Annotated in this window: 13 protein-coding genes; 5 read left to right on the forward strand and 8 right to left on the reverse strand. The window is 64.9% G+C overall.

Going from position 1 to position 13,864, the window contains the following annotated elements:
- Nucleotides 1-3 precede the first annotated feature (3 nt).
- The 5 genes from AC066S_RS12905 (at nt 4) to ptsN (ending at nt 5,175) form a co-directional block, all read left to right on the forward strand.
- Nucleotides 4-732, forward strand: coding sequence for an LptA/OstA family protein (locus AC066S_RS12905; protein ID WP_478269863.1), 729 nt, complete (start codon nt 4-6; stop codon nt 730-732).
- 219 nt (nt 733-951) lie between these two features.
- Complete coding sequence (gene lptB, locus AC066S_RS12910) at nt 952-1,971, forward strand: LPS export ABC transporter ATP-binding protein (RefSeq protein WP_126256952.1); 1,020 nt, start codon at nt 952-954, stop codon at nt 1,969-1,971.
- 91 nt (nt 1,972-2,062) lie between these two features.
- A complete protein-coding gene (gene rpoN, locus AC066S_RS12915) occupies nt 2,063-3,694 on the forward strand; it encodes an RNA polymerase factor sigma-54 (RefSeq protein WP_126256953.1) in 1,632 nt (543 codons plus the stop codon).
- 195 nt (nt 3,695-3,889) lie between these two features.
- Nucleotides 3,890-4,495, forward strand: a complete 606-nt coding sequence (hpf, locus tag AC066S_RS12920) for a ribosome hibernation-promoting factor, HPF/YfiA family (protein ID WP_135170076.1) — start codon at nt 3,890-3,892, stop codon at nt 4,493-4,495.
- A 218-nt stretch (nt 4,496-4,713) separates the two neighbouring features.
- Nucleotides 4,714-5,175, forward strand: coding sequence for a PTS IIA-like nitrogen regulatory protein PtsN (ptsN, locus tag AC066S_RS12925; protein WP_014438750.1), 462 nt, complete (start codon nt 4,714-4,716; stop codon nt 5,173-5,175).
- 252 nt (nt 5,176-5,427) lie between these two features.
- Here the strand turns inward: ptsN and AC066S_RS12930 are convergent, their stop codons facing one another.
- From AC066S_RS12930 to ugpA, 8 genes are all read right to left on the reverse strand, one after another.
- Nucleotides 5,428-6,348, reverse strand: a complete 921-nt coding sequence (locus tag AC066S_RS12930; protein ID WP_478269864.1) for an FAD binding domain-containing protein — start codon at nt 6,346-6,348, stop codon at nt 5,428-5,430.
- Nucleotides 6,345-9,032, reverse strand: coding sequence for a molybdopterin-dependent oxidoreductase (locus AC066S_RS12935; RefSeq protein ID WP_478269865.1), 2,688 nt, complete (start codon nt 9,030-9,032; stop codon nt 6,345-6,347). Before AC066S_RS12935 ends, AC066S_RS12930 begins: the two co-directional genes overlap by 4 nt.
- Nucleotides 9,029-9,691 carry a TetR/AcrR family transcriptional regulator gene (locus tag AC066S_RS12940; RefSeq protein WP_245481331.1) on the reverse strand — a complete coding sequence of 221 codons (663 nt, stop codon included), beginning with the start codon at nt 9,689-9,691 and terminating at the stop codon, nt 9,029-9,031. The genes AC066S_RS12935 and AC066S_RS12940 overlap by 4 nt, the downstream gene beginning before the upstream one ends.
- A gap of 201 nt (nt 9,692-9,892) precedes the next feature.
- A complete protein-coding gene (locus tag AC066S_RS12945) occupies nt 9,893-10,165 on the reverse strand; it encodes a BQ00720 family protein (RefSeq protein ID WP_011083553.1) in 273 nt (90 codons plus the stop codon).
- 50 nt (nt 10,166-10,215) lie between these two features.
- Nucleotides 10,216-10,641: an Hsp20 family protein gene (locus tag AC066S_RS12950; protein ID WP_028133593.1), complete on the reverse strand. Its 426-nt coding sequence runs from the start codon at nt 10,639-10,641 to the stop codon at nt 10,216-10,218.
- Nucleotides 10,642-10,928: 287 nt separating this feature from the next.
- Entirely contained in the window at nt 10,929-12,017 is a 1,089-nt protein-coding gene (locus AC066S_RS12955; protein WP_126256957.1) for a sn-glycerol-3-phosphate import ATP-binding protein UgpC, read from the reverse strand.
- A gap of 108 nt (nt 12,018-12,125) precedes the next feature.
- Entirely contained in the window at nt 12,126-12,974 is an 849-nt protein-coding gene (gene ugpE / locus AC066S_RS12960; protein ID WP_478269866.1) for a sn-glycerol-3-phosphate ABC transporter permease UgpE, read from the reverse strand.
- Nucleotides 12,974-13,855, reverse strand: coding sequence for a sn-glycerol-3-phosphate ABC transporter permease UgpA (gene ugpA / locus AC066S_RS12965; RefSeq protein ID WP_126256959.1), 882 nt, complete (start codon nt 13,853-13,855; stop codon nt 12,974-12,976). The genes ugpE and ugpA overlap by 1 nt, the downstream gene beginning before the upstream one ends.
- Nucleotides 13,856-13,864: the final 9 nt, after the last annotated feature.

Genomic DNA, 13,864 nt, shown 5'->3' on the forward strand with positions numbered 1-13,864 from the left:
TTGATGACCGGGATCTTTTCGCGCAGCGACGACAAGCGGTGCGCCATCATCAGCGCGGCTGCATTTGCGGTCGGCATCGCGCTGGTCGCGGGTAGCGCGGCCATCGCGCAGAGCGCGATGCAGGGCGTGCCCAACGCGATGCAGGGCTTTTCGCAGAACCGCGACCAGCCGATCCAGATCGAGGCCGCCTCGCTCGAGATGCGCGACAAGAAGAAGGAGGCGACCTTCGCCGGCAACGTGAAGGTCATCCAGGGCGACACCACCATGACCTCGAAGACGCTGGTGGTGTTCTACGAATCCGGCGGCGACAAGCCCGCCACGCCGCAGCCCGCACCCGCAAAAGGCGCCAAATCCGCGCCGATGCAGTCGGCGCAGCCGGGTCCGGGCGGCAGCTCCTCGATCAAGCGGCTGGAGGCGCGCGGCAATGTCGTGGTCACCCAGAAGGACCAGGTGGTCACAGGCGATACCGCCGTGTTCGACACCAAGACCAATCTCATCACCATGCTCGGCGGCTCCGGCCAGGTGGTTCTGACGCAGTGCAAGAACGTGCTGCGCGGCGACCGCTTGATGGTCGACATGACGACAGGCGTGTCGCGGGTGGAATCCGACAATGGCCGGGTTCAGGCCCTGCTGCCGCAGGGCGGCGGCAGCGATTGCGGCCAGGGGAGCCAGGGCGGCAAGACCGGCGGGGCGCCGCCTCTGCAATTGCCCGGTGCAAGTAAACCGAAATAATTCAACGGCTTGGTTCGGATGCGGCCGAACCGAGGTTGAAGCTTGGCCGGCGAGACTGTATCTAGCGCACAAGGCTTCGAAGCGGGGTTCGCCGCTTTTCGGGCGTGTTTCACTGGGCATGAGACATCCCTTCACTCATGCTGCATCGGCGAATCGAAGGCCGCTGCGGCAGATCGCGCGAATTCGCGCAGGATCGTCGCGAAAGGCTGGAAGGCGGGGATGGTCGATCTCTTCAGCATGTTCCGTCGGCGCCCCGCCAAGCGCGGCCGGCCAGGATTTGCCCGTCAGGACATCACCACGCTCGGTGACGGTGTCGGCGGGCTCGTGACCAGCCCGATCCGCGACGCGCCGCCGATCGCCCGTGACCAGGCGATGCATGCGCCCGGCCAGTTCCAGGGCGACTATCAAGGCGACTACCAGCACGATTATCAACCCGAGCCGCGTCCGCAGCCGGTTCACCCCGTCAGGGCTGCCGGCAAGTCCAATGGCACCGGCGGACCTCAGCTCCTGAAGCGGCCGGGTTTCCTGGCTGTGCATAGCGTGGAAAAGGCCTTCGGCAGCCGGCAGGTGGTACGCGGCGTCAGCATCTATGTGCGCCGCGGCGAAGCGGTCGGCCTTCTCGGCCCGAACGGCGCCGGCAAGACCACCGTGTTCTACATGATCACCGGCCTGATCAAGGCCGATCGCGGCGCGATCGAGCTCGACGGCCACGACGTCACCAGACTGCCGATGTATCAGCGCGCGCGGCTCGGCATCGGCTATCTGCCGCAGGAAGCCTCGATCTTCCGCGGCCTCACCGTCGAGCAGAATATCCGCGCCGTGCTCGAAGTGGTCGAGCCCTCGCGCAAGAAGCGCGAGCAGCAGCTCGACTCCCTGCTCGACGAATTCAACATCACGCGGCTGCGCAAATCGCCGTCGATCGCACTGTCGGGCGGCGAGCGCCGCCGCGTCGAGATCGCGCGTGCGCTGGCGACGCGGCCGAACTACATGCTGCTCGACGAGCCCTTCGCCGGCATCGACCCGATCGCCGTCGGCGACATCCAGGACCTCGTCCGCCATCTCACCAATCGCGGCATCGGCGTGCTGATCACCGACCACAATGTGCGCGAGACGCTCGGCCTCACCGATCGCGCCTATATCGTCTATGCCGGGGAAATCCTGACCGAGGGGAGCCCGGATGAGATCGTCGCCGATCCGGACGTGCGCCGCCTTTACCTTGGCGAGGAATTCCGCCTCTAGCCCGTTTTTGCGTTTCGTCAAGACATGTACATCGGGCTTGGACTAAGATAAGCAAAAATCGGACCAATTTTTTGGGAACGGTTCTTGCTTCATGGCGCTCACGCAGAGATTAGAGTTCCGGCAATCGCAGTCGCTGGTGATGACGCCGCAGCTGATGCAGGCGATCAAGCTGCTGCAATTGTCCAATCTCGATCTCACGACGTTCGTGGAAGAGGAGCTTGAGCGGAACCCTCTGCTGGAACGGGCCAATGACGAGGCCCCCGCGGGCGAGACCCCCACTGATGCCGGCCCGTACGGCCATGGCGACGAGGCCGGTGGCCAGGGCGAAGGCCAGGGTGACGATGGCTTTGGCGGCAGCGCGGACGGCTTCGAGCCGGGCCAGGACGAATGGATGAGCAAGGATCTCGGCACCCGCGCCGAGATCGAGCAGACCCTGGACACGGGCCTGGACAACGTCTTCTCCGAGGAGCCGGCCGAGGCGGCCGCGCGCAACGCCCAGGACGCCGCGCCGACCACCTACACCGAATGGGGCGGCGGCGCCTCCGGCGACGAGGACTACAATCTCGAGGCCTTCGTGGCCGCGGAGTTGACGCTCTCGGACCATCTTGCCGAGCAGCTCTCGGTGGCCTTCACCGCGCCTGCGCAGCGCATGATCGGCCAGTACCTGATCGACCTCGTCGACGAGGCCGGCTATCTGCCGCCCGATCTCGGCCAGGCCGCCGAGCGTCTTGGCGCATCGCAAGCCGACGTCGAGGGCGTCCTCGCGGTGCTGCAGAAATTCGATCCCCCCGGCATCTGCGCGCGCTCCTTGAGCGAATGCCTCGCGATCCAGCTCCGCGAGCTCGACCGCTACGACCCCGCGATGCAGGCTCTCGTCGAGCATCTCGATCTGCTCGCCAAGCGCGACATCGTGGCCTTGCGCAAGATCTGTGGCGTCGACGACGAGGACATCGCCGACATGATCGGCGAGATCCGCCGCCTCAATCCCAAGCCGGGCATGAAGTTCGGCTCGGCGCGTTTGCAGACCATGGTACCCGACGTCTATGTCCGTCCGGGTCCCGACGGCGGCTGGCATGTCGAGCTCAACAGCGACACCTTGCCGCGCGTGCTGGTCAACCAGACCTATTATTCCGAGCTGTCGAAGAAGGTCGGCAAGGACGGCGACAAGTCCTATTTCACCGACGCGCTGCAGAACGCGACCTGGCTGGTGCGCGCGCTCGACCAGCGCGCCCGCACCATCCTGAAAGTTGCAACCGAGATCGTGCGCCAGCAGGACGGCTTCTTCACCCACGGCGTGGCGCATCTGCGCCCGCTGAATCTGAAGGCCGTCGCCGACGCCATTCAGATGCATGAATCCACGGTGTCGCGCGTCACCGCCAACAAGTACATGGCGACCAATCGCGGCACGTTCGAGCTGAAATATTTCTTCACGGCCTCGATCGCCTCGGCCGACGGCGGCGAGGCGCATTCCGCCGAAGCCGTGCGTCACCACATCAAGCAGCTGATCGATTCGGAAGAGCCCAGCGCGATCCTGTCGGACGACACCATCGTGGAACGCTTGCGCGCCTCGGGCATTGATATTGCCCGCCGCACGGTCGCGAAATACCGCGAAGCCATGCGCATTCCTTCCTCGGTGCAACGCCGCCGCGACAAGCAGAGCGCCCTTGGTAACGTCCTCTCCACCGCCTTGTCCGATCGCTCGCGCAATCCCGAACCGGCCTGATTGCGCTGGCGCGAAATCGCGCTACTCTCGGCTCCCCTTTGCAACCGATCCAGGCACGCGCATGATCCGGAAAAGTGCACAGCGGTTTCCCCTCCCCATCAACTCGGAAAGTGCTCGTGGGGAGATCACGCGCAGGGAACGACTTCAGCTGCGATGATGTCGTCGCAGCTGATGAGCAAACCAAGCGAGGCATCCATGACTCTTCGGATTTCGGGCAAGAGCATCAGCGTCGGGGAGGCCCTGCGGGGCCGCGTTGCCGATCGCACCGACGAGGTGCTGCGCAAATATTTCGACGGCAATTATTCCGGCCACATCACGCTCAGCAAGGATGGCTTCGGCTTCCGCACCGATTGCGCCCTGCACCTCGATTCGGGGATCACGCTGGAGGCCGATTCGAACGCGCCGGATGCCTATGCCAGCGCCGACCAGGCGCTGGTGATGATCGAGAAGCGGCTGCGCCGCTACAAGAACCGGCTCAAGGACCGCTCCGCCCGCAAGGCCCATGTCGCCTCCGAAGCGCTGGCGGCGCTCGACGCGACGGCTTACGTGCTCGAGGCGCCCGGAGAGGGCGAAGAGGACGTCACCGGCTACAGCCCCGTGATCATTGCGGAGCAAACCACGTCGTTGAAACAGCTTTCGGTCAGCGAGGCGGTCATGGAACTCGACCTCAGCGGCGCACCTTGCCTGGTATTCCAGCATGGCTCTTCGGGCCGGGTGAACATCATTTACCGCCGGGCGGACGGCAATGTCGGCTGGATCGATCCGCCGGGGGCCAAGGCGGACGGCAAGGCGGGCGGTTAGGCCGGGCGGGGGGGGGCCGTACGATCCCGGCCCTTAACAATGACCGTGGCAAAGCCGCACGCGGGAGTTGGCACCGGGATTGCGTTGGAGTAGAAGCCCCCCACATCTGGATTGGGCTAAGTCCACCTCCTGCTTCATGTTATTGACGCCGGCCCAGCTTGGTCTATCAAGCGGGCCAAATCGGAACCTGACGGTTTAATTCACCTCGGAAAGCCTCCATGCCGATTACCGATCTGGTCGCACCCGAGGCGATTCTCCCGGCATTGAAGGTCAACAGCAAGAAGCAGGCCTTGCAGGAGCTCGCGGCCAGGGCCGCCGAGCTGACCGGGCAGAACGAGCGCTCCGTGTTCGAGGTGCTGCTGCAGCGTGAGAAGCTCGGCACCACCGCGGTCGGCTATGGCGTCGCCATTCCGCACGGCAAGCTGCCCAAGCTCGAAAAGATCTTTGGCCTGTTCGCGCGGCTCGACCGTCCGATCGATTTCGAGGCCATGGACGGCCAGCCGGTCGATCTGGTCTTCCTGCTGCTGGCCCCCGAAGGCGCCGGCGCCGATCACCTCAAGGCCCTCGCGCGCATCGCCCGCCTGCTCCGCGACCAGGACATCGCCAAGAAGCTCCGCGCCTCGCGCGACGCCCAGGCGATCTACTCGGTGCTGGCGCTGCCGCCGGCGACCGCGGCGTAAAGTCGACTCCACCGCCTCACACCGTGACGATCGAGACTCTCTGTTGAGGCGTTGAACTCTCAGCGTCGTCATGCACGGGCAAGCCCGGGCATGACGACGAACTTTTCGAAGCCGCTCACAACGAAAACGGGCACGCCTTCCTGCGAAGTCATGCCCGATCGAATTGCTTCCTGCGAAGCGCGTGCTCAGCGCACGCTTATCGCTCATTGCTCCAGGCCTTGGCTGCAGCGGCTTCGCGGCGTGCGCGACCGGCTAATCCGAAAGCCGCTCCAGCACGTCGCGCATCAGCCCTTGCAGGAGATCGAGCTTGTAGGCCGTCATCGGCAATGGTTGGGCGCCCAAGGTCGCCGCTTTCGCCGCTTCTGCGATCGATGCCGCATTGACAATCTTGCCACCGAGCGCGACTTCCGCGGCGGTGAGGCGAAGCGGCACGGGCGCGACGCCGCCTGCAGCGAGACGCACGAGCTGGAACTTGCCGTCGGCGATCACGGTGCGGGCGCAGAGTTCCACCAGCGGCCATTCCGCATAGGTCCGGCTGATCGCCCGCTTGTAGGAAGCGCGCTCGCCCTCAATCGGAGCAGGAAGCGCGATGCTTTTGATCATCTCGCCTGCTGCGAGTGTATGATCGGCGTGCGCGACCGAGCCGTCGCCGAGCAGGCCGGCAATCGTCAATCCGCTGCGCCGGTCCGTGGTGATGGTCGCATCATAGGCGAGCAGCGCCGCCGCCATGGTCGAGGGATGCGGCGCGACGCAGTCGCCGAGATCGAAGGCAACGCCATAGAGATGATTGCCAGACCGGGCAGGGCAGGTGCTGCCACCTTTCTTCAGGCAATCGATGTCGGCCCGGCGGAAATACCAGCAGCGTGAACGCTGCGCGAGATTGCCGCCGAGCGTTGCAACGTGGCGCACCTGTGGCGTGGCGAGCCCTTGCGCACTCGCCGCAATGCCGGGATAGGCAGCGGCGATGCGCGGATCCGTCGCGATCGTGGCGATGGTGGTCAGCGCGCCGATCCGGGCTGCTCCGTCGGCGTTCCAGGAGATCGTCTTGTCGCCGGTGGCCGAAATATCGATCGGCGTTCCCTGCGACACGCCGCTGCGGCGGCGTTCGCTGAAGTCGGTGCCTCCGGCGCGGAATTCAGGCGTGGGATTTGCGGTCGTGACGGCGACACTCATGCTGCATCCCTCCCTTTCAGCGCGGCCATCAGACGATCGGGCCGGAACGGAATTTCGGTCAGTCTCACGCCGATCGCATCGCGGATGGCGTTGGCGATCGCGGGCGAGGTCGGCACGGTGGCGACTTCGCCGATGCCGACGCTGCCGCCCGGCACATGCTCGAAACCGGCCTCGTCGAAATGCACTTCCAATCTTGGCATGTCCCCAATCCCCGGAATGCGATAATCCTCCATGCTGCCGCTCAGGATGTGGCCGCTCAAAGGATCGGTCTCCCGCGACTCATAGAGTGCGTAGCCGATGCCCTGGATCACCGCGCCCGCGGCCTGGCTTCGCGCCAGCGCCGGCGCGGCGAGCTTGCCGATCGCGAGGCCCGTATAGGCGTTGAGCACGCGCACATGGCCGAGCCAGGTATCGACCTCGACTTCCATCACCTGCACCGAGCTCGGCACTCCGGCGCCGACCACCATGTGGTTCATCAGACGCAGCACCCAACCGAACACCCGGCCCATGATGCCCGCCTCGTGCAGCGCGGGCCTGACGCCGCGCGGCGGTTTGCCGTCCTCCTGGCGTCTCGCCGACACGGCGATGTCGGGAGAAGCCGCGATCATCTCGCGCCACGGCGCGTTCGAGCCCGGAGCAGGTGTGCGAGACGCGGTGCGCCTGATTTCCGCTTTCAGCTTGTCGATGGCGAGCAAGGTCGGCGGCACCACCGAGGCGGTGACGCGGCTGCCGCCGGAGCCCGGTCCGGGCGGCAGGTTGGAGCGGCCGATGCGAACTTCCACGTCCTGCGGCTCGAGATCGAACGCCTTCGCGACGGTGTTCGCGATCACGCTGCGCGTGCCCGTGCCGATATCCTGTACCGCGCAGCTTGCGACGATGCGGCCGCCCTTGATCGCGAGTTCGACCGAGGAGCCGGTCTGCCAGAGATAGAGCCAGTAGCCGGTGGCGACGCCGACGCCGCGCCGGTAGCGGCCAGTCTGCGAGACTGCCGGCTTGCGGTTCTTCCAGACGTCGAGCCCGGCAGCCCAGTCGTACAATCGCTGGCGGTTGGGATCTGGGTCCCAGAGCTTGCGCAGGTGAATCGGATCGACCTTCATGCGCAGCGCCGCTTCGTCGACCGCCTGCTCCAGCGCAAACGACATCGGCGGACCGCCGGGGCCGCGGAACGGCGCGCCGGGCGGCAAATTGCTGAGCACGTCGAAGTCGACGAGTTCCTTTGCTTCGGCCGGATAGATCAGCCGCGCCAGGCCGGCGATCAGCGAGTTCACGGCGGCGCCGGTATCGGCATGGGCGGTGAGCGACAGCGCCTTGAGGCGGCCTTCCGCCGAAGGCAGCAAGGACAGCTTCAGCTCGGCGGCCGGACGATAGCCGGTGACGGAAAGCTCCTCTTCACGATCGAAGGTGACGCGCACTGGCGCCTTCGCGGCGCGCGCAAGCTCGATCGCGGCGATGGTCTCCAGCCCAACGCTGCCCTTGGAGCCGAACCCGCCGCCGACATGGTCGGCGATCACACGTACCTTGTCGTGCGGAAGGCCATAACGCTTGGCGATCTTCTCCATGCTCTCGTGAATGGCCTGGGTCGAGATATGCACGGTGAGCTGGTCGCCATCGAACCTGGCCACGGCGGCATGTGGTTCGAGGCTTGCGTGCTGTTGCGTCGAGACGCGAAAGGTCTCCTCGACAAGTAGCGGATTGCGTTGCTGGCGCGCTTCGTCAAGCCAGCTCTTGGCCTGCCTGGCCTTCTGCGAGAACGGTGCCGAAGGCCCGCGCACATTGCCCTTCCACGACACCGGAGCGCCGCCGGCGCCCTCGGACACGTTGCCGGCACGCTTGCGGTCCTTCTTTTCGAACACGACGGGCGCATCGTCGCGTCGCGCTGCTTCGAGCCCGATCACGGCGGGCAAAGGTTCGGGCTTGAAGCCGATCGCGGCGATCGCCTTCAGTGCGGTGCGGCGATCCTTGGCCGCAACGGCTGCAATCGGCGCACCGACGAAGCGGACCATGTTGTCATCGTCGAGCAGCGGAACGACCGCTGCAACACCGGCAATGGCGCGCGCCGGCGCCAGATCAAGCCCGGTGATCCTCGCATGCGCGAGGTGCGCGCGCAGGATGACGCCTTCGAGCTGGCCGTCATGGTGGATGTCGACCGTGTAGCGGGCCAGTCCCGTCACCTTGTCGCGGGCTTCCAGCCGCGGCGCGATGGGATCGTTGCCGTCGAATCTGCCCGAGCATGCGTCGGCGACGGCGCGATAGATGCCTTCATAGGCGCCGCAGCGGCAGAGATGTCCCGATAGCGCGGCGGCAATCTCCTCGCGCGAGGGTGTCGCCGCGCCCTTGGTCGCGCGCCAGCTGTCATGGAAGGCGGTGGCTTCGACGACAAAGCCCGGCGTGCAGAAGCCGCATTGCAGGGCGTCGTGCGCCATGAACGCCTTCTGCACCGGATGCAATCCGGCTGCTCCGACGCCCTCGATGGTCGTCAGCGATTTGTCGGCGGCCGCCTGTGCCGGCAACAGGCAGCTCACGACGGGCGTGCCGTCGAGCAGCACGGTGCAGGCGCCGCAGACGCCGGAGCCGCAGACGAGTTTGGTGCCGGTGAGGCCGCCATCGCGGATCACGTCGATCAGGAGCGCATCCGGATCGTCGGGTAGCATCAGAGGCCGTCCATTGATGGTCGTGGTGGTCATTTTCGAACTCCCGTTTTGCGTAGGGACTTCTTTGCAGACGGCGCCATCGCGCCGGCGATCAGCATGCGCAGCATGGTCTCGAGCTGTTTCAGGAACGCCTCGACCGGCTGCATGGAAGGGAAAGCGGATTTGGTGCCGTGGATCGCCATCTCGACGCAGCGCGCGAGCTCGCGAACGCTGACGCCGCTTTCGAGCGTGAGCTTTCGCTTGCGGCACACCCGCGCGATCGTGGTTGCGATCTCGTCGGCGAAACGGTTGGAATAGCTCTGATAGAGGTCGCGCGCCTGCGCGAGGTGCTCGGAAAACAGCTCCTCGGTATGGGGGGAGTCCTTGAGCGAAGCGAGCAGCGACTGCATTCGCGCACCGATCTCGGCGACCAGGATGTCGGCAAGCTCGAGGCCCGCTTCTTCCGCAGCCTTCGCTGCCGCGATTTCGGCAGCGAGCCCCTGCTCGTAGAGCCGCTCGAGCACGGCGCGAAACAGCGCCTCCTTGGAGGCGAAGTGATGATAGAGCGCCTGCCGCGTCAGTCCGGCTTCCGCCGCCGCCTGCTCGATCGAGGAGCGGCGGAAGCCGTGGCGCCGGAACACGCGCATGGCGGCGTCGAGGATCCGGTCCTGGGGAGGGGCCTTGGCCTGCATTTTGTCAGATTTGACAAACACGAACGAAATGTCAAATCACGAGATTGATGACGGTCTCCTGCACGCAAGAGCCAAGGCCGCCCCCGCACGCGGGCGGCGACATCGCCGAATTCCCTTTGGCTGGCGATGGTGATGCGAAAACATCACCTCCAAATGCAAACGGGCACGCCTTCGTGCGAAGGCATGCCCGCTTGAAACCCTATCCGTGCGACGTGCGTGCGCTCAGTGCACGCTGACGGCTTGCAGCTCGTTGCTCCAGGCGTTGGCGACGGCGGCTTCGCGGCTGTCGGTCAGCATGATCGGTGTGCCGTCGGCGGCATGGAGCGCGAAGAGCTTGAGGCCCGGCGCGATTTTCGGCGCTTCGGGAAACAGGCCCGGCACGTCTTCCGAGCGGATCTGCTTCACATAGGCGATATGGCCTTCGCCGAGGGTTGCCAGCGTCTCCGGGGAGACATTCTTGGCTTCGTATTCGAACGCAACGTGACCTTCACTCATGGTCTCGACTCCTCTGGAACACTAAGCGGTCGAGTCCGCTACTCGTTCCATTATTCGTGCTCATTGATAGCGATTGTCTTAACGATCCTTTCCGGTTCAGGCCGGGCCAGATCGATCGACAACAGCCCGTTCTTCAGATCCGCACCCAGCACCAGCATCCCCTCCGCCAGCACGAAGGTGCGCTGGAAGTGGCGCGCGGCGATGCCGCGATGGATGTATTGCCGGGACTTGTCGTCCTGCTGCCGCCCGCGGATCACGAGCTGGTTTTCCTCAATGGTTACATCGAGTTGGTCGCGCGTAAATCCGGCGACCGCCAGCGTGATGCGCAAGCGCTCGGGTTGGCCGTCCGATCGGTCGCACCTCTCGATATTGTAGGGAGGGTAGCCGTCGGCGCCTTTGACGACGCGATCGAGCACGCGCTCAATCTCGTCGAAGCCCAGAAGGAACGGACTGGATAACGTGGGAACACGAGACATAGTTTACAAAGTCCTCGCAGAAGCGACTTTGGTGTGTCGGGGCCCGCAAGAGGCGCCCCTTGATCAGCAATATGGGCATGTTCCCGTGTGGGTTCAAGCAGGTAGCCGGGAAGCTGTGGATGCGCGATTCAGCCGCAACGCGGCCACCAACCGCACCAGGCGCGTCTGGATCGTCATGGCCGGGCATGACGAAAACGCCGTGCGATTTATCCCAATGAAAACAAGCCCCCTCCTACTGTGCATGGGGTTGTTTTCGCGGTTTCTGTTATCCGGCCCTTCGGGACCGGTCAGGCCTCAAGCCGCTTGCGCCCGTCGCCGCTGAACAAATGCAGCTTGTTGCGCACCGCCGCGACCCGGATTTTCGCGCCGATGGCGGGGGCCTCGGTTCCGGGAATGCGGACGATGATCTCGCCGGGCGGCAGCTCGCCGGGGGTGGCGGCGACGTGCTGCTCTTCCTGCTCGCGGCAGCCGTAGACGAAGGTTTCGGCGCCGACGCGCTCGATCGCTTCCACGGTCAGCGGCAAGGCGACGCCGCCGGCCGGGGTCTGGTCGGTGATGACGAAGTCTTCGGGGCGGATACCGAGGATGCCGGCGTCGGCCGCCGCGCTGCCGGCGAGCTGCGAGCGGATCTCCTCGGGCCGCGTCGACATCAGGTTCATCGGCGGTGCGCCGATGAAGGAGGCGACGAAGGTGGTCGCCGGCTTCTCGTAGATCGCAAGGGGATTGCCGACCTGCTCGACCTGGCCGCCGTTCATCACGACCAGAATGTCGGCGAGCGTCATGGCTTCGAGCTGGTCGTGGGTGACGTAGATCGACGTGGTGTTGAGCCGGCGCTGCAATTTGCGGATCTCGACCCGCATCGCGATGCGCAGCTTGGCGTCGAGGTTCGACAGCGGCTCGTCGAACAGGAACACCTTCGGCTGGCGCACGATGGCGCGGCCCATGGCGACGCGCTGGCGCTGGCCGCCCGAGAGCTGGCGCGGCTTGCGCTCCAGCATCGATGTCAGCTCGAGGATGCGCGCGGCTTCGTCGACGCGGGTCCTGATCTCGGCCTCCGCCATGCCGCGGTTGCGCAGGCCATAGGCCATGTTGTTGTACACGCTCATATGCGGATAGAGCGCGTAGTTCTGGAACACCATCGCGATGTCGCGATCGGCGGGCTCGATTCCGTTGACGATGCGCCCGCCGATGTCGATCTCGCCGCCGGTGACGGTCTCGAGGCCCGCGACCATGCGCAGCAAGGTCGACTTGCCGCAGCCGGAGGGGCCAACCAGCACGCAGAACTGTCCGTCGCCGACATCGACGTCGACGCCCTTGATGGCCTCGAAGCCGCCGGGATAGGTCTTGCGGACGTTGCGCAGGGTGACGTTAGCCATGGGATTTTCCGGCGAGTAGCGAATAGGGAGTGGCGAATGGGGAAGGTTTAATACGTAAGGCGGACGCAGCGACCCCATTCGCTGCTCGCCACTCGCTATTCGCCATTTTCACTTTTCCGTCTCGACCAGACCGCGCACGAACAATTTCTGCATCACGATGACGACGAACACCGGCGGCAGCATCGCCAGCACGGCGGTGGCCATCACGATCGGCCATTCGGTCAGCGCGTCGGTGGTGGTGATCATCTTGCGGATACCGATCTGGATGGTCTGCATGTCGTCGCGCGTCGTGATCAGCAGCGGCCAGAGATATTGATTCCAGCCGAGGATGAACAGGATGACGAACAGCGCCGCCATGTTGGTGCGCGACAGCGGCAGCAGCGTATCCCAGAAGAAGCGGAAGGGGCCTGCGCCGTCGATGCGCGAGGCTTCCAGGAGCTCGTCCGGCACGGTCATGAAGAACTGGCGGAACAGCAGCGTCGCGGTGGCCGAGGCGATCAGCGGCAGCGAGAGACCCGCATAGCTGTCGAGCATGTGCAGGTCGGCAACGATCTTGTAGGTCGGATAGATGCGGACCTCGACCGGCAGCATCAGGGTGATGAAGATCAGCCAGAAGATCGGCATGCGGAACGGAAAGCGGAAATACACGATCGCATAGGCCGAGATGATCGAGATCGCGATCTTGCCGACCGCGATCATCAGCGCCATCACCAGCGAGTTCAGCATCATGTTGCCGACCGGCTCGCGGGTCGAGCCGCTCGTGCCGACGAAGATGGTCTGGTAATAGGTCTGGAGGAAATGACCGCCGGGCAGCAGCGACATCTGCCCGTTCGCGATCAGCGCGTTCTCCTGCGTCGAGGCGATGATCGCGATGTAGACCGGGAACGCGACGATCGCGATCCCGATCCAGAGGATGATGTGGGCGACGTAGCGCCGAAAGCCCTCTTCCTCCACCATCAGTACGTCACCTTGCGTTCGACGAAGCGGAACTGGATTCCGGTGAGTACGATGACCATGACCATCAGGACCACCGATTGCGCCGCCGAGCTGCCGAGATTGCCGCCGAGCAGGCCGTCGGAATAGACCTTGTAGACCAGCGTCTCCGTCGACTTGCCGGGGCCGCCGCGGGTCATGGTGTCGATGATGCCGAAGGTGTCGAAGAAGGCGTAGACGATGTTGACGACCAGCAGGAAGAAGATGGTCGGCGACAGCAGCGGGAAGGTCACGGTCCAGAATCTTCGCATCGGGCGGGCGCCGTCGATCGCGGCGGCCTCGAGCACGCTGCGCGGAATGCTCTGCAGGCCGGCGAGGAAGAACAGGAAGTTGTAGGAGATCTGCTTCCAGGCGGCGGCGAGGATGATCAACGCTGCGGCCTGATCACCGTCGAGCAGCGGATTCCAGTCGATGCCGAGGCCGCGCAGATATCGCGAGAGCACGCCGAGCGAGGGGTGCAGCATGAAGATCCAGAGCACGCCGACCACGGGCGGCGCCACCGCATAAGGCCAGATCAAGAGCGTGCGGTAGAGCATCACGCCGCGCAACGGCTTGTCCGCCATCACAGCGAGCAGCAGTGCAAAGGACAGCGACGAGACCGCGATCGCGAACGAGAAGAAGAAGGTGCGCAGGATCGCCTCGAAATAAGCGGGATCGCTGAACAGCTCGACGTAATTCTCGAACCAGACGAAGGTGGTCGACAGACCGAAGGCGTCCTGCAGCAGGAAGGACTGGATCACGGCCTGCAGGGCCGGCCAATAGAAGAAAATCAGGACGATCGCGAGCTGCGGCGCAACCAGCGCGTACGGCAACAGCTTCGATTGGAAAATGGCTTGCTTTTGCATGATGCCCCG

It is taken from the genome of Bradyrhizobium sp. CFUWI, from assembly GCF_056429085.1.